The organism is Kocuria turfanensis (assembly GCF_001580365.1).
Taxonomy (GTDB): domain Bacteria; phylum Actinomycetota; class Actinomycetes; order Actinomycetales; family Micrococcaceae; genus Kocuria; species Kocuria turfanensis.
On record NZ_CP014480.1, the window covers coordinates 3,358,875 to 3,385,360 of the forward strand.

Annotated in this window: 29 protein-coding genes, 1 tRNA gene and 1 pseudogene; 15 read left to right on the plus strand and 16 right to left on the minus strand. The window is 73.8% G+C overall.

Annotated features, from left to right (window positions below; genetic code table 11):
* The first annotated feature begins 79 nt into the window (after positions 1 to 79).
* Complete coding sequence (locus tag AYX06_RS15385; protein WP_062736511.1) at positions 80 to 1,156, plus strand: hypothetical protein; 1,077 nt, start codon at positions 80 to 82, stop codon at positions 1,154 to 1,156.
* Here the strand turns inward: AYX06_RS15385 and AYX06_RS15390 are convergent.
* The gene (locus AYX06_RS15390) at positions 1,144 to 1,434 is read right to left on the minus strand and encodes a hypothetical protein (protein WP_062736512.1); all 291 of its coding nucleotides are present in this window, start codon (positions 1,432 to 1,434) and stop codon (positions 1,144 to 1,146) included. The two genes, AYX06_RS15385 and AYX06_RS15390, sit on opposite strands and share 13 nt — an antisense overlap.
* A 243-nt stretch (positions 1,435 to 1,677) precedes the next feature.
* Here AYX06_RS15390 and AYX06_RS15395 point away from each other — a divergent pair.
* A tRNA-Leu gene (locus AYX06_RS15395) sits at positions 1,678 to 1,751 on the plus strand.
* A gap of 85 nt (positions 1,752 to 1,836) precedes the next feature.
* On the opposite strand, the gene AYX06_RS20770 is transcribed toward AYX06_RS15395, so the two are convergent.
* Positions 1,837 to 1,968, minus strand: coding sequence for a hypothetical protein (locus AYX06_RS20770; protein WP_269148880.1), 132 nt, complete (start codon positions 1,966 to 1,968; stop codon positions 1,837 to 1,839).
* Positions 1,969 to 2,013: 45 nt separating this feature from the next.
* Between AYX06_RS20770 and AYX06_RS15400 the strand changes: the two genes are divergently transcribed.
* Positions 2,014 to 2,439: a DUF6578 domain-containing protein gene (locus AYX06_RS15400; RefSeq protein ID WP_147017766.1), complete on the plus strand. Its 426-nt coding sequence runs from the start codon at positions 2,014 to 2,016 to the stop codon at positions 2,437 to 2,439.
* Here the strand turns inward: AYX06_RS15400 and AYX06_RS19910 are convergent.
* Together AYX06_RS19910 and AYX06_RS15405 are read right to left on the minus strand one after the other, a co-directional pair.
* Positions 2,409 to 2,675 carry a hypothetical protein gene (locus tag AYX06_RS19910; RefSeq protein WP_147017764.1) on the minus strand — a complete coding sequence of 89 codons (267 nt, stop codon included), beginning with the start codon at positions 2,673 to 2,675 and terminating at the stop codon, positions 2,409 to 2,411. The two genes, AYX06_RS15400 and AYX06_RS19910, sit on opposite strands and share 31 nt — an antisense overlap.
* A 12-nt stretch (positions 2,676 to 2,687) precedes the next feature.
* On the minus strand, positions 2,688 to 3,791 hold the full coding sequence (locus AYX06_RS15405) for a hypothetical protein (protein WP_062736514.1): 1,104 nt from the start codon (positions 3,789 to 3,791) through the stop codon (positions 2,688 to 2,690).
* Between the two features lie 114 nt (positions 3,792 to 3,905).
* Here AYX06_RS15405 and AYX06_RS19915 point away from each other — a divergent pair, with 114 nt between their 5' ends.
* Together AYX06_RS19915 and AYX06_RS15410 are read left to right on the plus strand one after the other, a co-directional pair.
* Positions 3,906 to 4,079 carry a hypothetical protein gene (locus AYX06_RS19915; protein WP_157093470.1) on the plus strand — a complete coding sequence of 58 codons (174 nt, stop codon included), beginning with the start codon at positions 3,906 to 3,908 and terminating at the stop codon, positions 4,077 to 4,079.
* On the plus strand, positions 4,076 to 4,321 hold the full coding sequence (locus tag AYX06_RS15410) for a hypothetical protein (RefSeq protein WP_062736515.1): 246 nt from the start codon (positions 4,076 to 4,078) through the stop codon (positions 4,319 to 4,321). Before AYX06_RS19915 ends, AYX06_RS15410 begins: the two co-directional genes overlap by 4 nt.
* Here the strand turns inward: AYX06_RS15410 and AYX06_RS15415 are convergent.
* From AYX06_RS15415 to AYX06_RS20775, 4 genes are all read right to left on the minus strand, one after another.
* A complete protein-coding gene (locus AYX06_RS15415) occupies positions 4,318 to 4,815 on the minus strand; it encodes a hypothetical protein (protein ID WP_147017762.1) in 498 nt (165 codons plus the stop codon). The two genes, AYX06_RS15410 and AYX06_RS15415, sit on opposite strands and share 4 nt — an antisense overlap.
* Positions 4,805 to 5,068 (minus strand): PLD nuclease N-terminal domain-containing protein, encoded by a 264-nt coding sequence (locus AYX06_RS19920; RefSeq protein WP_062736517.1) that lies wholly within the window; start codon positions 5,066 to 5,068, stop codon positions 4,805 to 4,807. Before AYX06_RS19920 ends, AYX06_RS15415 begins: the two co-directional genes overlap by 11 nt.
* Before the next feature lie 68 nt (positions 5,069 to 5,136).
* On the minus strand, positions 5,137 to 5,682 hold the full coding sequence (locus tag AYX06_RS19925; protein ID WP_062736518.1) for a hypothetical protein: 546 nt from the start codon (positions 5,680 to 5,682) through the stop codon (positions 5,137 to 5,139).
* A 318-nt stretch (positions 5,683 to 6,000) separates the two neighbouring features.
* On the minus strand, positions 6,001 to 6,126 hold the full coding sequence (locus AYX06_RS20775) for a hypothetical protein (RefSeq protein WP_261775437.1): 126 nt from the start codon (positions 6,124 to 6,126) through the stop codon (positions 6,001 to 6,003).
* A 287-nt stretch (positions 6,127 to 6,413) separates the two neighbouring features.
* Here AYX06_RS20775 and AYX06_RS15430 point away from each other — a divergent pair, with 287 nt between their 5' ends.
* The 3 genes from AYX06_RS15430 (at position 6,414) to AYX06_RS15440 (ending at position 7,730) form a co-directional block, all read left to right on the plus strand.
* Complete coding sequence (locus AYX06_RS15430; protein WP_062736519.1) at positions 6,414 to 6,896, plus strand: ester cyclase; 483 nt, start codon at positions 6,414 to 6,416, stop codon at positions 6,894 to 6,896.
* A 2-nt stretch (positions 6,897 to 6,898) separates the two neighbouring features.
* On the plus strand, positions 6,899 to 7,345 hold the full coding sequence (locus tag AYX06_RS15435; protein WP_147017760.1) for an ester cyclase: 447 nt from the start codon (positions 6,899 to 6,901) through the stop codon (positions 7,343 to 7,345).
* Positions 7,346 to 7,511: 166 nt separating this feature from the next.
* On the plus strand, positions 7,512 to 7,730 hold the full coding sequence (locus tag AYX06_RS15440) for a hypothetical protein (RefSeq protein ID WP_062736521.1): 219 nt from the start codon (positions 7,512 to 7,514) through the stop codon (positions 7,728 to 7,730).
* 136 nt (positions 7,731 to 7,866) lie between these two features.
* On the opposite strand, the gene AYX06_RS15445 is transcribed toward AYX06_RS15440, so the two are convergent.
* Positions 7,867 to 8,700, minus strand: a complete 834-nt coding sequence (locus tag AYX06_RS15445; protein WP_062736522.1) for a hypothetical protein — start codon at positions 8,698 to 8,700, stop codon at positions 7,867 to 7,869.
* A 256-nt stretch (positions 8,701 to 8,956) separates the two neighbouring features.
* Here AYX06_RS15445 and AYX06_RS19930 point away from each other — a divergent pair, with 256 nt between their 5' ends.
* Positions 8,957 to 9,178, plus strand: coding sequence for a hypothetical protein (locus AYX06_RS19930; protein ID WP_062736523.1), 222 nt, complete (start codon positions 8,957 to 8,959; stop codon positions 9,176 to 9,178).
* A gap of 136 nt (positions 9,179 to 9,314) precedes the next feature.
* Here AYX06_RS19930 and AYX06_RS15455 read toward each other — a convergent pair whose 3' ends face one another.
* From AYX06_RS15455 to AYX06_RS15475, 5 genes and pseudogenes are all read right to left on the minus strand, one after another.
* On the minus strand, positions 9,315 to 11,738 hold the full coding sequence (locus AYX06_RS15455) for a S8 family serine peptidase (protein WP_062736524.1): 2,424 nt from the start codon (positions 11,736 to 11,738) through the stop codon (positions 9,315 to 9,317).
* Between the two features lie 147 nt (positions 11,739 to 11,885).
* Entirely contained in the window at positions 11,886 to 12,146 is a 261-nt protein-coding gene (locus AYX06_RS15460) for a hypothetical protein (protein ID WP_062736525.1), read from the minus strand.
* A 17-nt stretch (positions 12,147 to 12,163) separates the two neighbouring features.
* Positions 12,164 to 12,436 (minus strand): hypothetical protein, encoded by a 273-nt coding sequence (locus AYX06_RS15465; protein WP_062736526.1) that lies wholly within the window; start codon positions 12,434 to 12,436, stop codon positions 12,164 to 12,166.
* Positions 12,437 to 12,552: 116 nt separating this feature from the next.
* On the minus strand, positions 12,553 to 14,253 hold the full coding sequence (locus AYX06_RS15470) for a flavin monoamine oxidase family protein (protein ID WP_062736527.1): 1,701 nt from the start codon (positions 14,251 to 14,253) through the stop codon (positions 12,553 to 12,555).
* A pseudogene (locus AYX06_RS15475) lies at positions 14,250 to 15,764 on the minus strand (amino acid permease). The gene AYX06_RS15470 and the pseudogene AYX06_RS15475 overlap by 4 nt, the downstream one beginning before the upstream one ends.
* A 98-nt stretch (positions 15,765 to 15,862) precedes the next feature.
* Here AYX06_RS15475 and AYX06_RS15480 point away from each other — a divergent pair.
* Positions 15,863 to 17,455 (plus strand): helix-turn-helix domain-containing protein, encoded by a 1,593-nt coding sequence (locus AYX06_RS15480; protein WP_062736528.1) that lies wholly within the window; start codon positions 15,863 to 15,865, stop codon positions 17,453 to 17,455.
* A 4-nt stretch (positions 17,456 to 17,459) separates the two neighbouring features.
* On the opposite strand, the gene AYX06_RS15485 is transcribed toward AYX06_RS15480, so the two are convergent.
* Positions 17,460 to 18,266 (minus strand): carbon-nitrogen hydrolase family protein, encoded by an 807-nt coding sequence (locus tag AYX06_RS15485; protein ID WP_062736529.1) that lies wholly within the window; start codon positions 18,264 to 18,266, stop codon positions 17,460 to 17,462.
* Positions 18,267 to 18,580: 314 nt separating this feature from the next.
* On the opposite strand from AYX06_RS15485, the gene AYX06_RS15490 reads away from it, so the two are divergent.
* The 3 genes from AYX06_RS15490 to AYX06_RS15500 all read left to right on the plus strand — a co-directional run bounded on the left by AYX06_RS15490 (position 18,581) and on the right by AYX06_RS15500 (position 22,829).
* Positions 18,581 to 20,119, plus strand: coding sequence for a PucR family transcriptional regulator (locus tag AYX06_RS15490; protein ID WP_062736530.1), 1,539 nt, complete (start codon positions 18,581 to 18,583; stop codon positions 20,117 to 20,119).
* 292 nt (positions 20,120 to 20,411) lie between these two features.
* The gene (locus AYX06_RS15495; protein WP_062736531.1) at positions 20,412 to 21,707 is read left to right on the plus strand and encodes a Glu/Leu/Phe/Val family dehydrogenase; all 1,296 of its coding nucleotides are present in this window, start codon (positions 20,412 to 20,414) and stop codon (positions 21,705 to 21,707) included.
* Between the two features lie 234 nt (positions 21,708 to 21,941).
* Complete coding sequence (locus tag AYX06_RS15500) at positions 21,942 to 22,829, plus strand: Bax inhibitor-1/YccA family protein (protein WP_062736532.1); 888 nt, start codon at positions 21,942 to 21,944, stop codon at positions 22,827 to 22,829.
* Between the two features lie 102 nt (positions 22,830 to 22,931).
* Here the strand turns inward: AYX06_RS15500 and AYX06_RS15505 are convergent, their stop codons facing one another.
* Positions 22,932 to 23,534, minus strand: a complete 603-nt coding sequence (locus AYX06_RS15505; RefSeq protein WP_062736533.1) for a nitroreductase family protein — start codon at positions 23,532 to 23,534, stop codon at positions 22,932 to 22,934.
* 163 nt (positions 23,535 to 23,697) lie between these two features.
* Here AYX06_RS15505 and AYX06_RS15510 point away from each other — a divergent pair, with 163 nt between their 5' ends.
* Positions 23,698 to 25,101 carry an AI-2E family transporter gene (locus AYX06_RS15510; RefSeq protein WP_062736534.1) on the plus strand — a complete coding sequence of 468 codons (1,404 nt, stop codon included), beginning with the start codon at positions 23,698 to 23,700 and terminating at the stop codon, positions 25,099 to 25,101.
* A gap of 88 nt (positions 25,102 to 25,189) precedes the next feature.
* Positions 25,190 to 26,437 (plus strand): threonine ammonia-lyase, encoded by a 1,248-nt coding sequence (gene ilvA, locus AYX06_RS15515; RefSeq protein ID WP_062736535.1) that lies wholly within the window; start codon positions 25,190 to 25,192, stop codon positions 26,435 to 26,437.
* Positions 26,438 to 26,486: the final 49 nt, after the last annotated feature.

Sequence of the window (26,486 nt, forward strand, 5' to 3'; positions counted from 1 at the left end):
GCCCCCCGGGTGCGCCGGATCGTGCTCGGAGACCCGGACGACGGGGGCGGAGCCGGGCGCGCCACGAGGAAGGACGACGATGCGGACGACGACGGTGGGGATCATGGCCGACCCCGGCCTGCCGGAGAAGGTGGCTCGACGGGTCGCGGAGGATCTGCCCGGGGTGCTGTCGGCCCGCTCCGGTCCGGATGTCTCCTGGGAGGTGGAGGTCAGCCGCGAGACGCTGCCCCTGACCGCGGAGGGCGTCATCCCGCTGCTGGACCGGGCGGGGCAGCTGCGGGAGCGCTACGGCTGGGACGTCGTCGTCTACCTGACGGATCTGCCCCGCTCCCACGGCGGGGCCCCGATGCTGTGCGAGCTCAGCGCCGAGGCCTCCGCGGCCCTCGTCTCCCTGCCGGCCCTGGGCCTCGACCACTTCGCGCGGAAGGCGCGCCGGCTGCTGGCCGCGCTGGTCGACGCCCTGCAGGAGGGCACCGCGCAGTGTCCCTCCGCGCCGGAGGTGGTGGAGGCGCTCGGGCACGGGCAGGTCCGCTGCATGCTGCCGGACGGCGCCGGGGACGTCTCCTACATCGTGCTGCCCGGACGGGTGAACCGGGCGCGGCTGCTGGCCGGCATGGTGCTGAGCAACCGCCCCGGACGGCTCCTGCCGGCGTTGGCCAGCTGTGTGGCCGCGGCGGCGGCCACCGGCGCCTTCGGCATCTTCTACGCCTCCATCTGGAACATGTCCGACGCCCTGCACCCGGCGCGGCTGGCCATGATCAGCGTGGTGGTCACCGCGGCGCTCAGCGGGTGGCTCATCTTCCACAACAGCCTGTGGAACCGGAGCAGGGACTCCGACGAGCCCTGGCGGGCCGGGTCGGACAACGCCTCCACCGTCATCACCGTGTGGCTGAGCGTGGCCCTGATGTACGCGGTGCTCTGGTGCCTGCTCTTCGGCGTGGCCCTGGCGGTGATCGAGGCCGACTACCTCCAGAGCCAGCTCGGTCACCCGGTCAGCGTCCTCGACTACGCGAACCTGTCCTGGCTGGCCGCGTCCCTGGGCACCCTGGCCGGGGCCCTGGGCTCGAACTTCGACAGCGACGAGGCCATCCGCGAAGCGACCTACAGCCGGCGGGAGCACCAGCGGCGGCAGCTCGCGGACACCTACGACGACTGAGGCCGGAGCGCGTCCCGGACGCTGTGGGCGGCGTTGATCTCGCGGGCGTCGAGCTCCACGGTGATCTCCTGGCACCGCTCCAGGGTGAGGGGATGGGCCCCGTCCGGGACGGTGAGGTACTCCTGCTCGAGCTGGCGGGAGACCTTGCTGTGGAGCACGTGCAGCTCCGTCGCGGCCAGCTCGGTCAGATCCGCCGGGAACGCCGCCTCCGGCGGCAGGTAGGTGCTCGGCGTCGGGTCGCCCGGCACCGCCGGGTCGTCGCTCAGGCCGTCGCTCATGCCGTCCGCCGGATCCCCGCGGCGTGCCCGTGGCCGGGTGCTGCGGGGCAGTGTCCCTCCGGCGACCGCCGGGCGGTGGGTGCGAGGGGTGGGTGGTGCACGGCGGCAGCCTCCTGCGTGTTCGACGACGACGCGGCCGGCTGCTCGACCACCGTCGAAGGATACTCGATCCGGACGGGTGGCGTCGCGCCCTCCGGCGTGGTGACGGGGTAGGGTGGTGCGGCGCCCGGGAGGGCGGCACCGGCCCCCATAGCCCAATCGGCAGAGGCAGCGGACTTAAAATCCGCTCAGTGTCAGTTCGAGTCTGACTGGGGGCACCGAGGACGTGGACGAGTGCGCGGAGACCGGCCGATTCGGTCGTCGTCGCCGGTGAGGGCGGGGGCTGGGTGACGGGCCCGCCGGTCACCTGAGGGGCGGTTCGAGCGTGCGCATCAGCGCCGGGGCGATGCCGGCGGTGGTCTCGGCCGAGGAGTCCTGCCGGGTGGCCGGGGCGTTCCGGCGCCGGCGCGCCGCCGAGGAACCGAGCGCGGGCACCGGATGGGCCGCAGCCCATCGGAGGCCGTTGCTATGGTCGGCTCCATGGTGATCGAGGTGGACCTCAGCGAGTGGGAGCAGCAGTGCTGCGGCGACCCGTTCCGCGTCGGCTCGACGGTGACGTGGAAGCTGGTGGCCCGGGCCCCGAGCCAGGACGCCGGCACGGTGGGTCGCTACCGCGAGGAGCACCACGGCGAGACGCCCGAGCACGTGCCGCACCTGCCGGTGATCGGCACCGTGCGCGCCGTCCTGGGGCTGCACTGCGCCTTCGACGAGGGACCGAACGCCGGTGAGCTCACCGTGCGTCCCGGCAGCGAAGTGGGCGTGGAGCTCGAGGCGGTCCCCGGCGCCGGCACCCAGCTGCCGGGATGCTCGGCCGAGCACCGGCTGCTGACCTACCGGGTGCAGCTGGAGGTCGCCGACGGCACAGAGCTGCCGGGCTACGTTCCCGGGGAGCCGGGCTGGGAGTAGGGCCCGCCCGGTCCGAAGCGCCGGCCGGTCAGGCGTAGTGCTGCATCAAGAACGAGGACGATCAGTCCGGCGGCTGCCAATGCACAGCCGCCGGTGGCAATCATGAACGGGGGGATGGGGACGCCCAGGTCGAGGACGTCTGCGATGACCGCCAGACCCAGCATCGCCATCACCACGACGAGACCTGGACCGGTGGTCACCAGGGCCCAGAAACGCAGCGATCGAGCAGCTTTCAAAAAGGTGCCTCCTTACGCTTCGAAGCGTCGGCCGGTGCGCTCGGCGGTGTGCAGGGCACGCAGGTAGGCCCAGGAACGGCGGACGCGGAAGGCGTTGATCCCGGTGAGGATCGAGAGGACACCCAGTGCACCCAGCCACGGGAAGCCAGGGGCGGCCAGTGCGCTGAGAGCGACAGACACAACCATGGCGATGCCGACCACCACTCCTTCGATGGTCCGGCAGGCGACGACACCGACTGCGGTCCGCACCTCGGGGTGCTCGGGCAGTGTCCCGGTCTTCACAGCCGCCGCGAACGCCGGCTTCCACTGCGCCTCACCGACCCGCTGGTCGAAGCGTGGGCGCGGAGCCTGGGCGCAGCGGTCGACGAGCATGACCAGACCGACCAGCGCGAGCAGCGGCACCGGCCACCAGGGCGTGCTCGTGTCACCGTTCTCGTCCAGCACGAACCGGACGACCAGCGGCAGCCCGACAATCATCACGGCCGCCTCGGGCAGCGCGCGCACGAGAACCTGACCGGCGGTCGGGACGGGCACCTCTGTGGTCTGCCGGGCGGCACGGAGCATGACACTGATGCCACCGGATGGCGTCGGCCGGCCCGTGGAGTTTGCGGCTTGCAGGTAGGCCCAGCCGTGGCGGGCTCGGCGGCCCGCGACCAAGGTGGTCGCAGCACAGAGAGTCGCGAGCACCAGCCACAACCACACCGCACGAGCAGCCCAGGTGATGGTCGCACCGAGGGCAGCGGCGCCGACCAGCACGGTCATCTCGACCTGCCGGCAGGCCAGGGCTGTGGCCGCCTGGGCTGAAGATCTCGGTGGAAGTCGACCTGTCTCGGCCGCGATCGCCAGGTCCCAGGTCAACGGCGCCCGTTCGGTGGCAGGTGGCAGATCGGGCCGAGGCGCCCTCGTGAGCCGGTGGAGAAGGAGGGCTGCTGGAACGAGCAGTCCGGGCAGGAACAGGAACCAGCCGGATCCTGCGTTGCCGTTCTCGTCCAGGCCCCACAGCGCCAGCCCCGGAAGGCCGATGGCCAGCATGAGCGCGGCGGGCAGCGTGCGCACCAGCACCTGCCCGGCACGCGGTACGGGCACCTCGTCGGTGCGCGGGGCGGACTGGTCCATGGCGCTGACGCTACCGGCGGGCCGAGGCGGCGTGGCAGGTGCACTTGAGGGGAACGACGGCGCGGTGGCCGGCGTGCCAGGATGCGAGGACGGCGGGACGAGGAGGAGCGGACGGTGTCGCGACGGATGCGCTGGTTCTACGCGATCTTCGCGGTGTTCATGGTGATCGCCGGAGTCTCTGGGGCGATCGAAGGCCACTGGTGGGGGTGGGGCATGATCGCTGGTGCCCTCATGATGGCGGTGGGCGTGCTGCGGTTGTTCCGGGAGCAGCACGGGCCCGACCGATGAGCACCCGCACTCCGCGGCACCGGGCCCCGCAGTCCGCTGAGGTGCGGCGGACCGAGCGGCAGGGGCTGTTGGCGCTGATCGCGTTGCCGTTCCTGCTGGCGTTCCTGATCTGGTGCGCCGTGCGCACCGACAGCGTGCTGTTGGGGGTCGGGCTGGCCGTCGGCGTGTGGGGCGGGATGTTGCTGGACGGCAAGCGGAAGGCCCGGAAGAGAGCGCGGCAGGACTCCGTGCCCGCGGACTAGGAGGAGGTGCGCGACTCCCGCACGCGGTACAGGCCGGCGCCCAACAGTGCCAGCAGGGCGGCGGGCCCGGCGTACATCACCGCGAGCGGCAGAAGCTCGGCCAGCATCAGGGCCAGGTCGCGCAACGGCAGATCCAGGACGTATACCCACAGACCGGACAGGTAGCCGTAGAGAGTGTTGACGAGAGCCACCATGGCTCCCGCGGCAGCCCACAGGGCGACCACCTGCGGGGTGGGCACGTAGCGGTACCCGTCGACCACCGCCCAGACGCCGGCCGGCACGAAGGCGAGCAGCCCGGCCACGAGTCCGGGCGTGTAGGGGGAGTCGGCGACGAACCAGTTGTTGCGCAGCAGCACCTCGAAGCTCACCTGCAGCACGACGACGACCGGCACCGCCCGCACCAGCACCTGCAGCACCCAGTAGGGAGGTCGCGTGCGGGACGTCCCGTCCGGGGCAGCTGAAGTGTCCCTCTGCTCACCTCCCTCAGCCGTCATGGCCACGTACCTCCTGCTCGAGGGTGTGGCGCCGGCCGACGGCCAGCCACAGGATCGGACCGAGCACCGGGGCTGCCAGGATCACCAACAGCCACAGCAGCCGCTGCACCGGGGTGTAGTACCGGTCGCGGGACAGGGAGATGACCGCGACGCCGACCAGGGCGATCAGCGCGCCGCCGAGCAGAAGCGCGGTGAGCTCCCAGGACGTGGGGAGGATCGGGTTCGCGCCGGCGACCATCGAGACGAGATCCATGGCTCCACGGTAGGGCTGCGCGCGGGCGGACCCCGCGGCGGCCCCGGTGTGTCGCGGCCTCGGCGGGCTCAGTCCAGCTCGGGGATCCGTGCCTTCAGCCAGTTCAGGACCCACTGCTCGATCTGGGCGGCGTCCCAGTCCGGGGCGCGCACCAGCAGCACCTCGCGGTCCTCCCGGTGGGCCGAGAGGATGCCCGGCTGAGTGGCGAGCTCCTTGACCAGCTGGTTGACCTTGCGGGAGTGCTCGTGGGCGATCTCCTCGTGCAGCCCGACGTCGAAGACCCCGTCGTCGCCGTCGGACCCGACCTCCACGAGCGGTTCCTCCACCACGGGGACGGGCTCGTTCTCCCCGCGCAGCTCGGTGATGACGGTGATCGCGTAGTCGGTGAACTCGTCCTCGCGCCGCGGGTCCATGCCGCGCCGCAGCCGGTTGGCGATGACGGCGACCAGGTTCGGGGGATGGATCTCCGAGCCGCCGAGCGGGCTGGCGAGCACCGGGTGGTTCTGCAGGTGGTACCGCTTCACCCGGTGGTGGCAGACCTGCCACACCGCTTCGGGTGCACCGGCGGCGATGACGTCGCCGAGGTAGGAGATGAACCCGTCGAGCAGGGCCACGACCTCCACCGGGGTGCCGTGAAGGATGTCCGAGGAATAGCGGGCCCACGACGGCCACCAGGGCTCGGGGGCGCCTCCGGATCCCAGGGCACGTCCTCGTCCTCGACCGCCGTGATCCGGGACGCGACCCACCGCCACAGCGGGGCCAGGGACTGCGGGGTCCCGTCCAGCAGGGCGTCCGCATCCAGGCCGTCGGCCGCGAGCTCCGCGCGCAGCTTCTCCAGGGCAGGCGGCCGCTCGGCGAGGTACTCCTCGAAGGCGGCGGCAGCCTGGCGCTTGGTCATCGTGATGTAGTACGTCCGCTTCACGAACCGCACTCTACGGGCGGCACCCGACGGTGGTGCGGACGTGCGTGCGCTGCGGGCGCGGCAGCGGCACGCCGGCTCGCACGGCCACGAGCACGGCGGCGGTGACCACCGCCCCGGCGATCAGCCGGCGGCTCATCACGGCAGGCGGCGGTGCAGCCGCCGCATGTGCCACGGCCCCGGCCGCATCCCGTCCCGCACGGCACGTCCACGAGCAGGGCAGTGGGCTCGTGGCGGTGCGTCGCTTCGGCGCCGGCGCCATGACCATCGGGGCGCTCGCCGCCGGGGCGAACGTCATGATGCGGTCCCCAGTAACAGTCCTGCGGCGATACAGGGGCAGCGCTTGGGGCGGCCTTCGGATGGTGCCTACCGTCGGAGGACGGCTCCGTGCAGCGGCGGGGCTCTCGGGGAACGGAGGTCATCATCATGAGCGACACGCACACATCCGTCGTCGGACCGGTGCCCGGAGCGGGCGGGGACGGTCGTCAGCGCGTCCAGGAGGTGATCGACGCCTTCAACACCCACGACGCGGCGAAGTTCGCCTCCTTCTACAGTCCCGACGCCATCGGCTACGACCCGGCCGCCCCGGAGCCGTTGCGCGGGCGGGCCGGAATCCAGCAGGACGCCCAGCAGCTGATCACCGCCATGCCGGACCTCGTCCTGCAGCTGGAGGAGCTGTTGCCGGGTGAGGGCCCCACCACGGCGTTCCGGGCTCTGCTCGTCGGCACCCACACCGGCCCGATGATCATGCCCACCGGGGAGGTCCCTCCCACCGGCCGGCGGGCATCGCTCGCCTTGGCCGTGTTCTGCCGCCGGGGCGAGGACGGCCTGATCGAGGAGGAGCACCGCTACTACGACCTGATGGGTCTGGCCCAGCAGCTCGGCCTGCTCGACCCGAGCGGGCCGTGATCATGGACGGTTCCGCGGCGGACGTCGCCACGTCCTGCCGGCGCGTGCTCGAGGAGCAGCCGGCCGCCGTCAACGCCCACGACGCGGACCGGCACGCCGCCTACTACGCCGAGGACGCGGTGCTGCACGACCCGGAGTATCCCGAACCGCTGCGTGGCCGGGAGGCGATCCGGCGCGACATGCGGAAGTTCCTCACTGCGTTCCCCGACGTCGTCGGCGAGCTGCACCAGATGCTGACCTCCGGGCGGACCGCTGCGGTCGAGATCACGATGACCGGGACGAACACCGGCCCGATCGGCGTGCCCGGCGGGACGCCCCTGCCGGCCACGGGCAGGCGATTGCGGCTGCCCTATGCCGCCTTCATCCGCTTCGACGACGCCGGCCGGATCGTCGAGGAACGCCGCTACTTCGACGTCGCCGGCATCTTCCGCCAACTGGGCCGGGCCTAGCACGACGCCGCACGCCCCGGGCTCCGTCATGAGGTGCTCACCTCGGCGGTCCGAGCGGTTCGTCGTCCTTCCGCGCGTGCATCGGCGCCTCCGCTCCTGTGCCGGACGGGCGACTCCTGGCCTCGACCCAGGCGCGGCACAGGTGCCGGTGGCAGGCTCGGGGACCATGAGCACACCGACGACCCGCAGCCCCTACGAGAGAGCCACGGCGACGCGGACGAGCACCCGCGCGGGCCTGGCCGTGCTGACCGCCGTCCTGTTCTGTGCGGCCGTCCACTTCGCCGAGATCGAGTTCATCACCGCCGCCCTGCTGACCGGGGTGGCCGGCATCGCCGTCGACCTGCGGCAGACGGAGAAGCTGGCGCGGGCGCGGGCGACGCCCTAGCCCAGGCAGGTGGCCGCCGAGCGCGCGGGGACGGGCCGACCGGAGCGGTCGGCACCGGCGGGGCCCGGTGCCGGCGCCCACGGACGGACAGCCGCAGCACCACCGTGGGCCCGTCCGGGAGCGGCTCCGCGGTGCGTCAGCGCGGCAGGTGGCGCTGCAGCCACAGGGTGCACCACAGCTTCAGGCGCAGCTCGTCCCAGTCCGGGACGTCGACGACCAGGGCGGCGGGCCCGTAGCGGTGGACGGACTGGACACCCTCCCGGGCGCACAGCTCGTCGATCAGCCGCGGCACGATCTGCGGGTGCTCGGCGGGGATGTCCTCGCGCAGCCCGACGTCGAAGCAGTCGACCTCGGCGACCACCGTCACGAGGGGTTCCTGGATGGCGGCGGCCTCCGGGCCCTCCCCGTGCAGGGCGTCGATCGTGCGGCGGGTGTGGGCGAGCATCTCCGTCCCGCTCATGGGGGCCCGGCCGTGGGCGGACTGATAGGCGCTGTAGAGCGGGATGGCCGGCAGGAAGATCAGGTGGTGGTCGGTGGCGAGCACGGGGTAGTTCAGCAGCGGGTGGTCGGCGAGGAGGTGCTCACCGACCCGCCAGGCCGCCTCCGGGACCTCGGCGCCGATGACCCGGCCGAGATAGGAGGCGAACCCGTCGACCAGCGCGATCGTCTCGGCCGGTGGGTGCGGGTCCACGAGCCGGCCGTGCCGTGCCCAGGACGGCCAGCCGGGACGGGTCGGATCGTCGGCGAGCGCGTGCGGGTCCACCCCGAGCTCGGTGATCCGCGCGGTGATCCAGGCCCACAGCGGGCAGACGGAGTAGACCGACCCGTCGAGCGTCTCGTCGGGGTCCAGGCCGCCGTCCGCCAGGGCGCCGCGCAGGCGCCGCAGCGCCGGGTCGCGTTCGGCCAGATAGGCGTCGAGCGCGTCGGCGGCCTGTCGCGCGTCCATCAACTCGTACGGCTGGTCCACCATGTGCGCGACCCTACTGCGGATCGGCGTGCTCCGCTCCCCGGCGGTGCGCGGAGCGGACCGGGACCGCACCGGGGCGCGGAAGGCCGTGCCCCGGTGGGGTGCCGGGGCGGGGCTCTTCCGTGACCGGGCCATCCGGGTGCACAATCTGATCCATCGAGGACCTCGCGAGCGCACTGATGCACCGGTGCAGTGGGGTCCTCGGTCCATCGCCGACCACCCGGGAACCGGCCGGGACGGCCTGAAGGAGCGCGCTTCCATGGAGTCCAACGAGTCCAACGAGTGCACCGAGTGCGACTACGGCACGGTGGCCCGCTACCGGGTGACCGCCACGCAGGAGATCGTCCAGTTCTGCGACGAGTGCGAGGCGCTGTGGGACGCGGAGGAGGACCGCACGTCGCCGTCGGTGACCACCATCGAGCAGTTCCTCACCGTGCGCGGGCTGCCGCTGCTGCGGTCGGGTCTGGTCCCGCTGCTCTGAGCCGGGGCGCGCGGCCCGCCGCGGGTCCCCACGGCCGGGACCTGCGGTGCGGCCGTGGGCTCGTCGTCGGTCCCGGACGCACCGCGGCCCCGCTTCCGGGGGACGGGAGCGGGGCCGCGGCGGGACCGGAGGCGGATCAGCGGTAGTCGATCCGGATGGAGCCCCCGGGGCGCCAGGTGATCGATCCGCCCTGGAAGTACTGCACCACGGAGCGGTCGGCGCGGGCGACCTCTCCCGTGCGGGGGAAGCCCAGCCGGCTCTTCGTCCCGCCCAGGGCGAGGTAGGCGTTGCCGATCGATCCCTTGATCTCCTGGGCGTAGGTGGTCGGGCTCCAGTAGATGCGGCCCTTCTGGAAGACCTGGTAGACCCCGCCGGTGCCGGTCGAGGCCTCGTCGGTGGTGGGGTAGCCCAGGACGCCGGCCGTGCCGCCCGACTGGGCGTGGCGTCCGGCGATCGAACCCTGGAGGGGGTGGGCCCCGGTGCCGGCGGTCCACACGATCCGGCCCCTCTGGAAGGTCTGCTGGACCCCGCCGGTGCCGTCGGACGTCTCCCCGGCCGTGGGGTAGCCCAGGGAGCCGTGCTCCGAGCCCTTGCGCGCGTAGGCGTTCTTGATCTCGCCCTTGACCGCGTAGGCCCCCGTCTGCGGGCCCTGCAGGATGGTGCCGCGCTGGAAGCGCTGGTAGTAGCCGCCGGCGCCGTTGCTCTGCTTGTCCGAGATCGGGTAGCCGAGCGCTCCCTTCTCGCTGCCCAGCGCGGCGTAGGCCGAGCCCACGGCGCCCTCGAGCGCGAAGGCGCCGTGGGCGGAGCCCCAGAGGATCTTGCCGTTCTGGAACAGCTGATAGGCGCCGCCGATCCCGTTGGACTTCTCCCCGCTCGTCGGGAAGCCGAGCTTCCCCGTGGCCTTGCCGTTGCGGTCGTAGGCGGTCCTGATGCCGCCCTTCACGAACTGCGCGCTGGTGGCCGAGGACCAGTAGACGGTGCCCTTGGTGAAGTGCTGGTGGACTCCCGCGCCGATCCTGATCTCGTTGGAGGTCGGGGTGCCGAGCAGCGTCTGGTTCCGCTGGTAGAAGGTGTTGATCGCGCCCTTGGTGGTGTAGCTGGGCGCCGGGGCGGCGGGGGTCGCGGTCGCGGCCGGCTTGGTGATGTAGAGCGCGTCGTGGGTGTTGAGGGTCTTGCCGCCCGGCAGGGTGTCCCAGGTGTCGCCGGAGTCCAGGATCGCCTGCTTGTACTGGGCGGCGGTCAGCGTGGGGTTCTTCTGCTTCAGCAGCGCCAGGGTGCCGGCCACGTGCGGGGTGGCCATCGAGGTGCCGTAGTCGAACTTCGTCGACGGGGCGACCGGTCCTCGGGTCCCGGAGTTCGAGGAGGAGAGGATGTGGTGCCCGGGGGCGTAGATGTCCACGGCCCAGCCGTGGTTGGAGTACGGCGCCTTCACGCGGTCGGAGCCGATGGCCCCGACGGTGATGACGTTGTAGCAGTTGCCCGGCGCGTAGTCGATGGCCGGCGCGTTCGAGTTGCCGGCGGCCACGGCCACGGGGATGTTCCGGGTCCAGGCGGTGTCGATGGCGCTCTGCAGCGTCACCGGGCAGGACCCGCCCAGGGCCAGGGACATGTTGATCACGTCGGCGCGCTTGGGTGCCGCCGGAACACCGCTCACGGGGGCGCCGGCCAGCCAGCGCACGGCGTCGGCCATGTCGGAGACGTAGCCGTAGCCGCACGCCCCGAGGGCGCGGGCGTTGAGCAGGGTGGCGTCCGGGGCGATGCCCACGGTGCCGTAGGCGTCCCGCTTGGCGGCCGCGGAGCCGGCCACGTGGGTGCCGTGCCAGATGGAGTTCGTGGCCGCGGAGCCGGCGTAGCACTGCCCGTAGGAGGAGTAGGTGCCCGGATCGCGCGGATCGGTGTCACGGCCGTTGCCGTCGTTGCCGAGGTTCGCGGTCGAGACGAAGTCGTAGCCGCCGATGACCTTGGAGTCCAGGTCCGGGTGGCCGGCGAAGCCGGTGTCCACGACACCGATGGTCACGCCGCGGCCGGTGGCGGTGTCCCACGCCTCGAAGGCGCGCAGGTTGCCCAGCGCCCACAGGGACGGCACCCCGGGGTCGGCGGCGGTGGCGGCCACGGAGCCCAGCTGCTCGGGGGGCTCCTCCTCCGCGCCGGGGATCCGGGCGGTGGAGACGAGGCGGTCCGGTTCGGCGTAGGCCACGTCCGGGTCCTCGGCGAGCTTCTCGGCGAGCTTCTCGGCCCGGTCGGTGGACACCGCGTCCGCCAGCTCGACGACGGCGGCGCCGTCGGCGGTGCTGCGGACCTCGGTGGCCTGCTCGGCCTCGGGGACGTCGACGGCGGTGGCGGCGTCCTCGACGCTGCGCTCCGCCTCCGCGGCGGGGGTCTCGGTCTTGTACTTGACGATCATGCGGTCGGTGACCGCGGGCGGGGCCTGGTCGGTGACCTGCTGGGTGGACAGGGTCGCGCCGGTGTCCTCGGGGGCGGCCGCTGCGGGGGTCAGCGGAGCCAGCACGAGGGCCAGGGTGAGGGCGGACACGGTGGGGGCGAGCGTGGATCGTTGCATGGGCGTACTCCTGGGGGTGGGGGGTCCCGAGACAGGTTCTCACATGCAAATACATGCGGAAAGATCTACAAAGAGATCACGACTTCATCACGAAGTGTGACGCCACCTGGGGCGCAGGCCGCTCCGCGCGGCATGGCGCCGGGGTGGTCAGAATGCCGAAAGCAGGGCGCCGAGCGTCCGGGCGTGGCCGAGGGCGAGGGGGAGGGCGGCGGTCGCCGCGGCCAGGCCCGCGCCGGCCGCGGCCCGGTCCAGGTGCGCGGCCGCGGCCGCGCGCGCTCCGGGGGCCCGGCGCCGGCCGGGCCCGGAGAGGTGCAGCCCGGCCTGGACGAGGCTCCAGGCGGACGTGGCGACGGAGGCGGCCACGACGAGGCACCCGTAGAGCACGAGGACGCCGGGCAGCTGGACCACCAGGGGATGCCGGCCGCTCAGCCGACGGCCAGCGCCACGGCCAGCCCCAGGGCCAGGACGCCCACGAGCTCCCACGTGCGGCGGTAGGCCCGGCGGTACTGCTGCTCCCCGCGCAGCTCCAGCCACGCCACCGTGGACGGGGCGAGGGCGGCCTGCGGCCCGCTGCGCGAGCGGTGCAGCCGGGTCAGCGTGCCGATGTAGCGGCTCCAGTGCAGGGCGGACAGGCCGCCGACCACGAGCAGCACGGGGATCGCGGCCAGCAGCACCCACGAGACGAAGGAGTCGGGCATGGCGGGCCTCCGGCGGTGACGGTCGTTCGTCACCAGCATGTGTGCATCTGCGAACGCCTGTCTGTCCGCAGATGTGGGGCCGCCCCGGCGGTCCGGGAACCGCCGGGGCGTGCCGCTCAGTCCAGGGCGATCGGGCCGAGCTCGTCGAGGAGGTCTCCCGGTCCGGGGTTGCCGGGGGCGCTCGACCCGCCCAGGTGCCGGACGACGCCCCACACGGCGTTCAGGCCGGTGGTCACCGCGCCCTCGGCCCAGCCGGCGGTGAAGGAGATGTCGTCACCGGCCAGGAAGATCCCGCGCTGCTGCTCCGGCAGGTCCTGCTGCGCGAAGTGGGTGAACAGGCGCTGCTGGTAGCGGTAGTGGCCGGGCAGGTTGGCCTTGAAGGCGCCCATGAAGTTGGGGTCGGCCTCCCAGGACACGGTGATCGGCTCCCCGACGATGTGGGAGGCGATGTCCACGTCCGGGTAGATCTGCTTCAGGGAGTGCAGCATCAGCTCCACCCGCCCGTCGGCGTCGAGGGCGAGCCACTTCAGGGCGTCGTCGTTCCAGGTGTAGGACAGGAGGATCACGGCCGGCCGGTCCGGGCCGTCGTCGAGGAGGTACGTGGCGCGCGGCAGGCGGTCGGTCAGCGTCATGCTGAGGGTGTCCCGCCCCGTGGTCGGGTCGACGTCCTTCCAGAAGGGGCGGTCCACCATCACGAACGTCTTCGAGGACTGCATGTAGTGCGAGCGCTCCATGGCGGTCCACAGGGGCGCGGGGAAGAGTCCCTCCTCGGTGTGGATCCGCGTGGACAGCAGCCAGGACTGGCAGGTGGCGACGACCGCGCGGTACTCGGCGGCGCGCCCCCACTTCTCCTCGATCCGCAGGTCCCCGACGCCGCCGCCGGCCGTGGCGGGGCGCGAGATCCGGGCCACGGCGCCCCGGGGGGAGCCGTGGTGCAGCGAGGCGAGGGACGTCCCGGCGGGCCAGTGGGCGATGTCCTCCGGCGCGTGGTGCCACAGCGCCTCGGGGAGCCGCTGGGCGCCGCCGACGATGCTGCGGTGACCGTCGTCGGCGTCGGTGTAGACCACCCGGAGGATCTCGAGGATGGAGTTGGGGAAGTCGGTGTCCCAGCCCCCCGTGCCGAAGCCCACCTGGCCGAAGGCCTCCCGGTGCTCGAACCCGGCCTCCTTGAACGCCGTGCTGGCGGCGATGAACCCGTAGAAGGTCTGCTCGTCGAGGTCGCGGACCAGCTCGTTCCAGAGCTGCTTGATCCGGCGGGTGTCGCGGGCCTTGATCGCCTCCTGCATCTGCAGGAACTGGGCGCCGTCGTCGACCGCGTGGTGCCAGGCGTCGGCGACCTCCTGGAAGAACGCGGGCAGCTCGTCGGGGGTGCGGGCGTAGTGGGCCCGGCCGCCGAGCTCGATGACGGTGCTGGGGGTGACCTCGGAGAGGGGGTTGGGGAACGCCTCGGTGCGCAGCCCCAGCTTGTCGACGTAGTGGTAGAAGGCCCGGCCGGAGACCGGGAACCGCATCCCGCCCAGGTCGGCGGTCACCGACGGCGCGCCGGAGAACGAGGCCGTGCGGAGCCGCCCGCCGATCTCGCCCGCCTCGTACACCACGGGGTGCAGGCCCAGCTTCATCAGCTCGTAGGCCGTCACGAGCCCGGACAGGCCCGCTCCGATCACCGCGACCTTCGTGCCCAGCGCGGCCTCGGGCACGCTGCCCAGCCCCGCGGGGTGCTGGAGGTAGGTGTCGTAGCCGAACGGGAAGTCGGGGCTGAGCATGGTGATCGGCGCGGCGCCGGCCCCGGAGTGGTTGATGTCGGTCGCGATGGTCATACGGTGTCCTTCACGGTCTCGTGGGTGGGGGTCACGGGGGCGGAGGCCTCCGCGTACTCCCGGTCGGTCAGGGCGGCCACGGCCGAGTGCCGCCGGCCGTAGCCGAGGTACACGCCGGCGCCGACGGCCATCCACAGGGCGAACACCACCCAGGTGGAGCCTCCCAGGTTCAGCATGAGGAAGGCGCACATGAGCACGGCGAGGATCGGCGTGACCGGGTAGAGCGGCACCCGGAAGGTCCGGGGCAGGTCGGGGCGGGTGCGGCGCAGGTGGATCACGGCGAGGCTGACCAGGCTGAAGGCGAAGAGGGTGCCGATGCTCGTGGCGTCGGCCAGCTCGCCCAGGGGGACGAGCCCCGCCGTGGTGGCGATGACGCCGCCCGTGATCAGCGTGTTCGCGATCGGGGTGCCCGTGCGGGCCGACACCCGGCCGAAGACGGGCGGCACCAGACCGTCCCGGGACATGGCCATCAGGATGCGCGTCTGCCCGTAGAGGACGACGAGCACGATGCTCACGATGGCCACGACGGCGCCCGTGGCGAAGACGAGCGAGACCCAGGGGCGTCCGGTGATCTCCTCCAGGACGCCCACGAGGGCGGCCTCCTGGCCGTCGAACCAGTGCCACGGCCGGGCGCCGACGGCGGCCACCGCGACGAGGATGTACAGGGAGGTGATCAGGGCCATGGAGAGGATGATCGCCCGGGGCAGGTCCCGCTGCGGATCGCGGGCCTCGTCCCCGGCGGTGGAGGCGGCGTCGAAGCCGATGTAGGAGAAGAACAGGCGGGAGGCCGCGGCGGTGACGCCGGCGGTGCCCATCGGGAGCAGCGGGGCGAAGTTGCGGGAGTCGAAGGCCGTGAACGCCACGGCCACGAAGAACAGCAGCACGGCGATCTTGAGCACCACCAGCACGGTGTTCACCCAGGCGCTCTCGCGCGAACCCCGGATCAGGATCACCGTGGCGAGGAGCACGACCGCGACGGCGGGGACGTTGAAGACGCCGCCGTCCCCGGGGGGCTGCACGAAGGCCTCCGGCAGGGCGACGCCGAAGGCCGTGGCCATCTCGGTGAGGTACTCCCCGGCGCCGACGGCGATGGCGGCGACGGACACGGCGTACTCCAGCAGCAGGCACCAGCCGCAGATCCAGGCGAGGCCCTCGCCCATGGTGGCGTAGGTGTAGGAGTAGCTGGACCCGGACACGGGCACGGCACCGGCCATCTCCGCGTACTAGAGCGCCGAGAGCATGGCCGCGACACCGGCGATGACGAACGAGATCCACACCGCCGGCCCCGCGAGGGGCACCGAGTCCCCGAGCACCACGAAGATGCCCGTGCCGAGCGTGGCGCCCACGCTGATCATGGTCAGCTGCAGCAGCCCGAAGCTGCGGATGAGCCCGGTGCTGGCGCTCTCCGACTCGCGCGCCATCTGGTGCAGCGGTTTGCGCCGGACCAGCTGGCTGCCGAGCGGGAGGCCCGGGCGCGGACGCCGGTCCGGCAGGGTGGGTGACGTGGTCATGGTGGGGTCCCTTTCGACGAGCGACCTGCGGGGCACCACACACCCTAGGGATGTGACGCGCATCTCAGGCGGGACGAAGTGTCCTATAGTTCCCTGGCATGAGCGGAAGTGCACCACTGCGGGAACGGTCCGTCGCCACGGAGGGCTGGGGGGAGCTGACCCTGGACCGCCTGCTGGCGCAGATGCCGGCGGAGCTGGAGCTGGTGACCTCCTGGGCGGGGGCGGCGGCCCCGCCGCTGCGCTGGGTGGCCACCAGCGAGCTGGAGGACCCCACGCCCTTCCTGCTGGGCGGGGAGCTGCTCCTCACCGCCGGGGTCCCGCTGGCCGGACGGTCGCCGGCGGAGGTCGCCGCCTACGTGGCGCGGCTGGCCGCCGCCGGGGTCACCGCCCTGGGGCTGGGCGTGTCCCCGGTGCACGACGCCCTCCCCGCCGGGCTCGCCCCGGCCTGCGCCCAGCACGGCCTGCCCCTGGTGCGGGTGGCCGAGCACACGCCGTTCGTCGCCGTGACCCGCAGGTTCGCCGCCGTGCTGGAGGCGGAGAACGACCGGGTGGCGCGGCACCTGGTGCAGGCCAACCGCCGGATGCTCCGGGCCGTGCTCTCCGGCGCCCCGGAGAGCTCCCTCCTGGAGGTGCTGGCCGCGGAGGTCCGGGCGTGGGCGGTGCTGACCGGGGCCGACGGGCGGATCAGTGCCTCCGCCGGCCGCCCCGCCCTCGACGAGGAGCAGCTGCGCCCCCTCCAGGAGAAGATCTTCGCCGGGAGCGGCCCGCGGGTGGAGGTCGCCAGCTTCGCCGAGCCCGGGGCGGCCGTCGTCGTCGGCCACCCGCTGCGCAGCGAGCGCGACGTCAACCTGGGCACGCTCGTCCTCGGGGCGCCCGCCGCGTTCACCCCGGCCCAGCACACCGCCGTCTCCGTCGCCGTCGGTCTGCTCGAGGTGCTCCTGCGCCAGCGCACGGTGGGCAACCTGGCGCCGAGCCGCCTCGCCACCGCCCTGCTGCTGGGGGCGGGAGAGCCCGGGGGAGAGCGCGCCGTGCTGCGGGCGCTGGCGCAGAGCGTCGCCGGCCCCGAGGGGGAGCCGGTGCGGGTGGTGCAGGGCGTCCGCGGGCCGGGCCACGACGGGCCGTGGCCGCCCCGGGCCCCCGACGAGCTCCCGGAGCTGCTCCAGCTGCGCCGGCTGTTCGACACCCGGCTCGTGGAGCTCACCGCGTACGGGTTCGTCACCGTCACCCGCTCGCCGGTGCCCGGCCGGCTGCTCGCGGACCTGGAGTTGCGGGGGTGGCTCGTGGCCGTCGGCCGGCCCGCGGAGCTCCCCGGTCTGCGGGCCGGCCACGAGGAGGTCTCCGCCCTGCGCCGCAGGCTGCGGGCCGGCGGCAGGAGCCTGCGGGCGGAGGACGTGCCGTGGTCGGTGGCGGGTCTGCTCGGCCCGGAGTCGGGGCGGTTGGTGGCGGACCGGCTCCTCGCGCCGCTGGAGCAGCTTCCCGAGCAGCGGCGGGAGCTGCTGCTCGGCACGCTGCGGTGCTGGCTGGACGCCCACGGCAACTGGGACGCGTGCAGCCGCCGGCTCGGCCTGCACCGCAACAGCGTGCGCCGGCACGTGCAGCAGGTCGCCGAGCTGCTGGGAGTGGACCTCGACGACGCACGGGTGCGCGCGGAGCTGCTGATCGCCCTGCAGTTCGTGCCCGGGGCGCCGTAGTCCTTCAGCCGGTCGGGCGCCCGCCCCAGCGCCCGTACAGGTCCGGGCGGCGGTCCCGCAGGTAGGGCACGCGCTCGCGGGCGGCGGCCACCAGGGCCGAGTCCACGACGGCGTGCACCAGGTCCGGGCCCGTGCCGGCACGGGCCAGGAGGCTCCCGTCGGCGCCGGCGACCACGCTCTCCCCGCCGAACTCCAGCCCGCTCTCGGTGCCGCAGTGGTTGGCGTAGGCGATGACCACCTGGCTCTCGAGGGCGCGGGCCGGCAGGAGGATGTTCGGCACGGCGGCGAACCCGGCGCCGAGGGCGGTCGGGACCAGCAGCAGCTCCGCGCCCTGGTCCGAGGCGGCGCGCACGCTCTCCGGGAACTCCACGTCGTAGCAGATCAGCAGCGAGATCCGCAGGCCGCCGTGCTCCACCACCCGCGGGGCGTCCTCGGCCGGGGCGAAGGCCCGCCGCTCCTCGTCCCCGAACAGGTGCACCTTGTCGTAGCTCAGCACGGCCCGCCCGGCGTCGTCGAGGAGCGTGGCGGCGATGTGCCAGCGCCCGCCCGCTCCCTGCCGGGGCGCGCTGTAGACCAGGGCGATCCCGTGGCGGCGGGCGATCGCCGCGGCGCGGTCGGCGATCAGGCGCAGGTCCTCGGCCGTCAGCCGCTGCCGGACCAGCTCGGGGCTGTAGCCGCACGTGAACAGCTCCGGGGTGAGCAGCAGGTCCGCGCCGTCCTGGCGGGCCCGCCGCGCGGCGGCGTCGACGACCCGGAGGTTGGCCTCCAGGTCCAGGACCGTGGCCTCGGCCTGGAGCACGGCGATCTTCATGGGCGGCCTTTCTCGCGGGAGCCGGCGCCGGGCGTGAGCCGCCGGCGCCGGGGGCTGTGATGCCCGGCACAGTCTGCCAGCACGTTGTTCGCTGGGCAACAAATGTTGTCAGAACGGTCGGGGTCGGCGCCGCCCCGGTCGGATCCGCCCGCCGCGCCGCCGGCCTCGTCCGGGCCGGTCCGCCAGCCGCGCCCTCGCCCGGACTGGCACGATAGTCTCGGCGGCAGCGGCGCGGGCCGGCGCGCCGTGCCGCGGCCGGGGGCGGGACGCCACCACGGCCGTCGTCCTCCCGGCCGGCACGGAAGGACACATCAGTGATCACGGTCGCCCAGGTGCTCGGGCTCGACGGTCTCGGCCTGCGCATGGTCGTCGAGGGGGACACGGGCGCCCCCGTGAGCTGGGTGGCCACCAGCGAGCTGGCCGACCCCACCCCCTATCTCAACGGCGGGGAGATCGTCCTGTTCACCGGGCTCAACAGCCCCGTCGACCGGCCCTCCTGGGGGCGCTACGCCCGCCGCCTCGCCGAGAAGGGGGTCGTGGCCCTGGGCATGGGCGTCGGGCGCAGCCTGTCCCACCCCGAGGTGCCGGAGCAGCTGGTCGAGGCGGCCCGGGAGGCCGGCCTCACTCTGTTCAGCGTGCCCGAGGAGACACCCTTCCTGGAACTGATCCAGGCCGTGGCCGAGATGCGGGCCGCCCAGGAGCGCACCGTCCTGGAGGCCATGCTCACCATGCAGCGCACGCTCACGCGTGCCGCCACGGGCGCCGACGGATCCACCCGGGTCCTGGAGTCCCTGGCCGGGCTCATCGAGGGCGGCTGGGCGGCGATCTGCACCGCGGACGCCGAGATCACGCACCGGTCCGGGCCCGCGGTCCCCGAGCTGCCCACGGGTCGGAGCCTGGAGGAGCTCGTCGACCGGCTCCGCCCGGCGCGGCTGCGCGGGTCGCTGAGCGAGTCCGGACCCGCGGGGAGCATCGTGATCCACCCGCTGGGCGTGCAGGGGGTGCCGCTCACCTACCTCGTCGTGGTCACGCCCCGGCCCGTGGAACGGGTCCAGGCCGGGGCGATCACCACCGCCGTGGCCCTGCTCTCCCTGCACGCCGAGCGGGCGGGGGAGCGGACCCTGTTCCGGCGCCGGGTCCGCGCCGGAGCCCTGGCCCTCGTCCTCGGGGGCGACGTGCGCTCCGGGGACGCCCTGCTGGCGGTCGCCGAGGACGGCGGCTGGGCCGGGTCGTCCCGGCGGGTGCGGGTGGTGCGCCTGCGCGGGGACGCCGAGCCGGTCCGGGAGGCGGCCCGGCGGATCGAGGGATACGCCGACCGCACCGGCCACCGGGCGCTGGTGGGCGCCGCGGCGCAGCACGCGGCCGGGGAGGCGGACGTCGCCGTGCTGGTGGAGGACGACGCGGAGCTGCTCCGGGCCCTGCGCGAGGTCGTCGAGCGCTCCGGGGCACGCGCCGGCGTCGGCGGCGCCGCTCCCGTGGAGGCCGCCGGCACGAGCGAGCACCAGGCCCTCGACGTGCTGGGACGCACCACGGCCCGGCACCGGGTGGGCGTCTGGGACGACCTGGTGACCGGTGGCTTCGCCGGGCTCCTGCCGCCCGAGGCGGCGCGGGCCTTCGCCCGGGACCTGCTGGCGCCGGTCCGGGCACGGGAGGGCGGCGATCAGCTGCTGGGCCTGCTGCGGACCTTCCTCGCCCACAACGGCAATCGGCGGCAGGCGGCGGCCGAGCTGGGGATCCACCGCAACACGATGCTGCAGCGGCTGCAGGCCGTCGAGCAGGCCCTGGGCCGCTCCCTGGACGACCCGCAGCTGCGGGCCGATCTCTGGATCGCCCTCCGCGTCCACGCCGGCTAGGACCGGCCGGGTGCCGGCGGGTGCCCGCCGGTGCCCACGGCATGCCGGCGACGGCTGGGCACGCTGCACACCGGGCGGGGTGGACAGCGGCACTGTGCCACGCGGGTGTGAGCCTAGTCTCGCACTGTCGGGACGTGCGGACGTGGGTCCGCGAGGGGCGCCGCTCCGCCGTCGACCCGGCCCCGCCCTGCGCCCCTGCGTGCCGGCGGACCGGTCCGTGCGCCGTCCCGGCCGTTCCGTCCCGGCCGTTCCACACCGACCGAGCCGCGCCGTCCGCATCGAAGGAGATCCCATGACCCCCCCCGTCCTCGCTCCCGCCGCCGACGCCCCGGGGGAGGCGGCGGCGGGCACCGGCCCGCTGGCCGATGCCCAGGCCCAGCTGGCCGCGGCCGTGCGCGCCCTCGGCTACGAGACCGGCCTGCACGCCCTGCTGGCCCGGCCGCGCCGGGAGATGACCGTGTCCATCCCGCTGCGCCGTGACGACGGGAGCGTGGAGGTGCTGACCGGTCACCGGGTGCAGCACAACTTCTCCCGCGGCCCCGCCAAGGGCGGGCTGCGCTTCTCCCCGGCCGTGGACCTGGACGAGGTGCGGGCCCTGGCGATGTGGATGACCTGGAAGTGCGCGCTCCTGGACGTGCCCTACGGCGGGGCCAAGGGCGGGATCACGATCGACCCCCGCCGCTACTCCCGGGAGGAGCTGGAGCGGGTCACCCGCCGCTACACCTCCGAGATCCTGCCGATCATCGGCCCGGAGCGGGACATCCCCGCCCCGGACATCGGCACCGACGAGCAGACCATGGCCTGGATGATGGACACCTACTCCGTGTCCGTGGGCTACACCGTGCCCGGGGTGGTCACCGGCAAGCCGGTGTCCGTGGGCGGGTCCCTGGGCCGCTCCTCGGCGACCTCCCGGGGCGTGGTGCACATCGCCCTGGCCGCCCTGGCCCACCGCGGGATCACCCCGGCCGGGGCCACCGCCGCGGTGCAGGGCTTCGGCAAGGTCGGCGCGGGGGCCGCGCTGTTCCTGGCCGAGGCCGGGGTGGAGGTCGTCGCGGTCTCCGACCAGTACGGGGCCGTCCACCGCGCCGGCGGGCTGGACGTGCCCGCGCTGCAGCAGCACGTGGCCGCCACCGGCTCCGTCGTCGGCTTCGCGGGAGCGGACCCCCTCCCGGCCGAGCGGCTGCTGGGGCTGGCGGTGGACCTGCTGGTGCCGGCCGCCGTGGAGGGCGTGCTGCACGCGGGCAACGCCGCCGAGGTGGCCGCGTCGGTCGTGGTGGAGGGCGCCAACGGGCCGACCACGGCCGCGGCCGACGAGATCCTGGCCGCCCACGGCGTGCTCGTGGTCCCGGACATCCTCGCCAACGCCGGCGGGGTGATCGTCTCCTACTTCGAGTGGGTGCAGTCCGACCAGGCCTACTGGTGGTCCGCGGCCGAGGTCGACGCCCGCCTGGAGGCCCGGATGCTCGCGGCCTGGGGAAAGGTGCTCGAGGTCGCCGCCGAGCGCGGGCTGAGCCTGCGCGAGGCCGCCACCGTCACCGCGGTCCAGCGGGTCGCCGACGCCCACCTCACCCGCGGCCTCTACCCCTGATCGGCGGCACCGCCCGGCCGGCGGCCCGGCGCCGTCGGCCGGGCGCCGTCGGCCGGGCGGCGCACCGGGCGCGGACGGCGCTGCCCCGCCCCCGCGGTGCCCGCCGCGGGGGCGGGGCAGCGCCGTCCGCGCCACGCCCTCGGCTTAAGCACAGCAGTTCCCCTGCTTCCGTGCGGCCTGCGTTGCTACCCTTGAGGCACATCACGCACAGCAGTGCCAGGGAAGGACCGACACATGGCCGGCGGGAACCCGCTCCTCCGCGATTTCACCAAGCAGGGCGCAGGCAGCGCCCAGCAGTCCCACGGGACCCAGTACGGGCAGAGCTCCTACGGGACCCCCTACCAGCAGCCCGGATACCAGCAGCCCGGATACGGTCAGGCCGGCTACGGGCAGGCCGGCCCGTACTCCGCCGACCGGCTGGACTCGATGTACAACGCCCCGGCGGCGGGCACCAACCAGACCGGCCGGATGACCTACGACGACGTCATCATGCGCACCGCCACGGTGCTCGGCGCCGTGGTGGTCGGTGCGCTGGCCGGCTGGATCATGCCCGTGCTGACCCTGCCGGGCGCCCTGATCGGGTTCGTCCTGGCCATGGTCAACGTCTTCAAGCGCCAGCCCTCGCCGGCGCTGATCCTGGCCTACGGCCTGTTCGAGGGCATGTTCCTCGGCGGCATCTCGGCGATGTTCGAAAGCATGTACCCGGGCATCGCCGTCCAGGCCGTGATCGGCACCCTGGCGGTGTTCGGCTCCGTGCTCGTGCTCTTCCGCTCGGGCAAGCTGCGCGCCTCGGCGCGGGCGACCAAGATCTTCATGGTCGCCCTCATGGCCTACGTCGTGTTCGCCCTGGTCAACCTGGGTGCCGTCCTGCTCTTCGGCTTCAACATCCGCACGGACAGCCCCCTGGGCCCGTGGCTGGGCCTGGCCATCGGCGCGATCGCCATCCTGCTGGCGGCCTACAGCTTCGTGCTCGACTTCGAGAACATCAAGCGCGGTGTCGAGGTCGGCGTCCCGGAGAAGATGGCCTGGTCCGCGGCCTTCGGCCTGACCGTCACCCTCGTGTGGCTCTACATCGAGATCCTGCGCATCCTGGCGATCATCCGGGAGATGACCTCGAACTAGGTCCTGACCCCCGGCTCCGCCACGAGCGACGGCCCGGCCCCCTGACCGGGGGCCGGGCCGTCGCCGTGTCCGCGGTCCCGCCCCCGGGTCCGGGCGGTGGCCTCAGTGGTAGGTGATCCGCGGACCGGGCACGGGAAGCGTGGCCGCGTGCGCCGCGGCGGCCCCCCGCGGCGGACGCCCCACGAACAGCCAACCGAGCACCTTCTCCCCGGGCGCGAGCCCGTAGAAGGCGCGCAGCGCGTCCTCGTCCGCCCCGTCACGGGGCGCCCACGTCGTGGCCCAGCCCGCGCCCCAGAAGGCGGCCTCGAGCAGGGGCCGGGCCCCGTGTGCGGCGGCGAGCTGCTCCTTGCGCGGCACCCCGAGGGCGTCGTCGGGACTGAACACCAGCGCGCAGCCCAGCCCCCCGGTGCTCGCCCACTGCAGGGACCCCCGGAACGTCGCCAGCCGCCGCAGCTGCTTGCCCTTCAGACGGGGGAACGGGGTGCTCATGGTGGGCACCCGCCGCATGCCCGCGGCCGCCGCCGCCAGCTCGGGCGCGGAGCGGCGCGTGGTCACGGCCACCCGCCAGCTGAGCCCGGGGTCCGCGGCGGCCGGGCCGGCGGCCGCGCGGAGCACGGCCTCCAGCTCCTCCCGCGGCGGAGCGTCCGGGGTCAGGGCGGGGGCGGGACGCCGCTGGGCGAGGATCCGGAGGAACGCACGTGACATGGCGCCAGTCTGTCACCGCGGGCGCCCCGGCGGCGGTTTCCCCGACAGCCGCGTCGGCCGTCCCGGCGGGGGCGCTCCGGGGCCGGTCGGCACCCGGAGGGGCCGGCTGCCCGCGTCGGCCCCGCGTCACCTGCCGGTCCTGCGGCCGTGGAAGGATGATGCCATGCCTTCCACTGCGCACGACTCCGAGCGTCCCCCGGTCCCGGGGCCCAGCAACGAGCTCCCGCCGTTGCACGGCAACGCCGCCGGGGGCGTGGCGGTCTCGGTGCGGGTCGCCGCCGCCTGGTCGTGGCGGCTGCTCATCATCCTCGCGGCCGTGGGCCTGTTCGGCTACATGCTCTCCACGATCACGGTGGTCATCATCCCCGTGCTCATCGCGGGGCTGCTCGCCGGGCTGCTGTTCCCCCTGGTGAAGGGGATGCGGGCCCAGCACGTGCCCGCCGGCCTGGCCGCGGGCCTCACCGTCCTGGGCTTCATCGGACTCGTCGTCGGCCTGCTCGTGCTGGCCGGGCGGCAGATCGTGCTCGGCTTCGCCCAGCTGTCCGAGAACGTGGTGGTCGGCACGCAGCAGCTGCTGGGCTGGCTCGAGGACGGGCCCCTGAACCTCAGCGCGGACAGCGTGAACGACTGGATCGACGATCTCGGCACCACGGTGCAGGACAACAGCCAGGCCATCCTCAACGGGGCCATGTCCTTCGGCTCCACGGCCGGCAGCGTGCTGACCGGCATCATCATCATGCTCTTCACGCTGCTCTTCTTCCTCATGGACGGGGAGCGGATCTGGCTCTTCCTGGTCCGGCTGTTCCCGGTCAGCGCCCGGCGCGCCGTCAACGGCGCCGGCCGCCGAGGCTGGCACTCCCTCGTGCAGTACGCGCGGATCCAGGGCTTCGTGGCGTTCGTGGACGCCGTGGGCATCGGCCTGAGCGCCTTCTTCCTGGGCGTGCCCCTGGCCCTGCCCATCGGCATCCTCGTCTTCCTCGGCTCCTTCGTCCCGATCGTGGGCGCGGTGCTGACCGGCGCGGTCGCCGTGCTCGTCGCCCTGGTGGCCAACGGCTTCGGCACCGCCCTGGCCATGCTCGCGTTCGTCCTCCTGGTGCAGCAGATCGAGTCCAACGTCCTGCAGCCCCTCGTCATGGGCCGGGCGGTGTCCCTGCACCCGCTGGCCGTGTTCCTCGCCGTGGCCTCCGGCACGATCCTCTTCGGCATCGCCGGCGCCCTGTTCGCGGTGCCCGTGATGGCCTTCCTCAACACGGTGGTGCGCTACCTCGTGGGCGGGACCTGGAAGGGGGACGAGGAGATCCCGTGGGAGCCCTACTACTTCCCCTGGGAGATCAAAAAGCACGCCAGCCGCAACGAGCTGACCCGGGACCAGATCATGGCCCAGCTCCAGCGCTTCCGCCGGACCCGGGCCCAGGAGCGTCTCCAGGCCGCGCTCAAGCGCCGGCGCAAGGCCGACCGCACCCGGACCGCGGCCGGGGACGCCGGACGGCCGGGCGGCGGCGGACGGCCGGAGCAGGCCGGCACCGGCACCGAGGAGGCCCCGGGGCGGCCCCCGGGCACCGACTAGGATGGAGACCGCGCCCGCCGCCGGCGGGCGCGAGCCGTGCCCCGCCCCCGGGTCCCGCGCACGCACCGACCGGTAAGGAAGACTCACCGTGAGCCTGGCCGCCCTGCCCGTCCGCCTCGCCGACATCGAGGACGCCGCCGCACTGCTCGACGGGGTGATCGACCGCACGCCGGTGGCCCACTCGCGGGCGCTGTCCCGGCTGGTCGGCACCGAGGTCAACCTCAAGGCCGAGAACCTCCAGCGCGCGGGCTCCTTCAAGGTCCGCGGCGCCTACGTGCGCATGGCCAAGCTCACCGCCGATGAGAAGGCGCGCGGGGTGGTCGCCGCCTCCGCCGGCAACCACGCCCAGGGCGTGGCCCTCGCCGCCGACCGACTGGGCATCACCGCCCGCATCTACATGCCCATGGGCGCGGCCCTGCCCAAGGTCGCCGCGACCCGGGACCACGGCGCGGAGGTCGTGCTGCACGGCAACGCCGTGGACGAGGCGCTCGCCGAGGCGCAGCGCCACGCCGAGCGGACCGGGGCGGTCTTCGTCCACCCCTTCGACCACCCGGACATCGTGGCCGGCCAGGGCACCCTCGGCCTGGAGCTCCTCGACCAGATCCCCGACGTCGACACCGTGATCACCGGTGTGGGCGGCGGCGGGCTGCTCGCCGGGCTGGCCGTGGCCGTCAAGGCCCGCGCGGAGCAGCTGGGCCGGCCGATCCGGCTGATCGGCGTGCAGGCGGAGAACGCCGCCGCCTATCCGCCGTCCCTCGCCGGGGACGCCCTGGTGACCCTCGAGCGGGTCTCGACCATCGCCGACGGCATCGCCGTGGGGAAGCCGGGCCAGCTGCCCTTCAGCATCATCAAGGAGCTCGTCGACGACGTCGTGACGGTCTCCGAGGACTCCCTCGCCCAGGCGCTGATCTTCCTGCTGGAGCGGAACAAGCTCGTGGTCGAGCCGGCCGGCGCCGTGGGGGTCGCCGCCCTGCTGGACGGCCGGCTGCAGGAGCGCTACCCGGACCTGGGCAGCACCGCGGTGGTGCTCTCCGGCGGCAACATCGACCCCATGCTCATGCTCAAGGTCATCCAGCGCGGCCTCTCCGCCGCCGGCCGGTACATGACGATCAAGATGATGCTCACCGACCGGCCGGGCGAGCTGGCGCTGATCTCCAAGGTCATCGCCGTGCAGGACGCCAACGTCACCGGCCTGGACCACACCCGCATCGGCGGCTCGCTCAGCATGGGCGACGTCTCCATCACCATCGACATGGAGACCAAGGGCCACGAGCACTGCCGCCAGGTCCTCCGGGCGCTCGAGGCGGAGGGGTTCCACCCCGTCGTCGTGCACTGAGCACCCCGCCGGTGCACACCGCGCCGGGCACGGCCACGGCGCCGGCCCC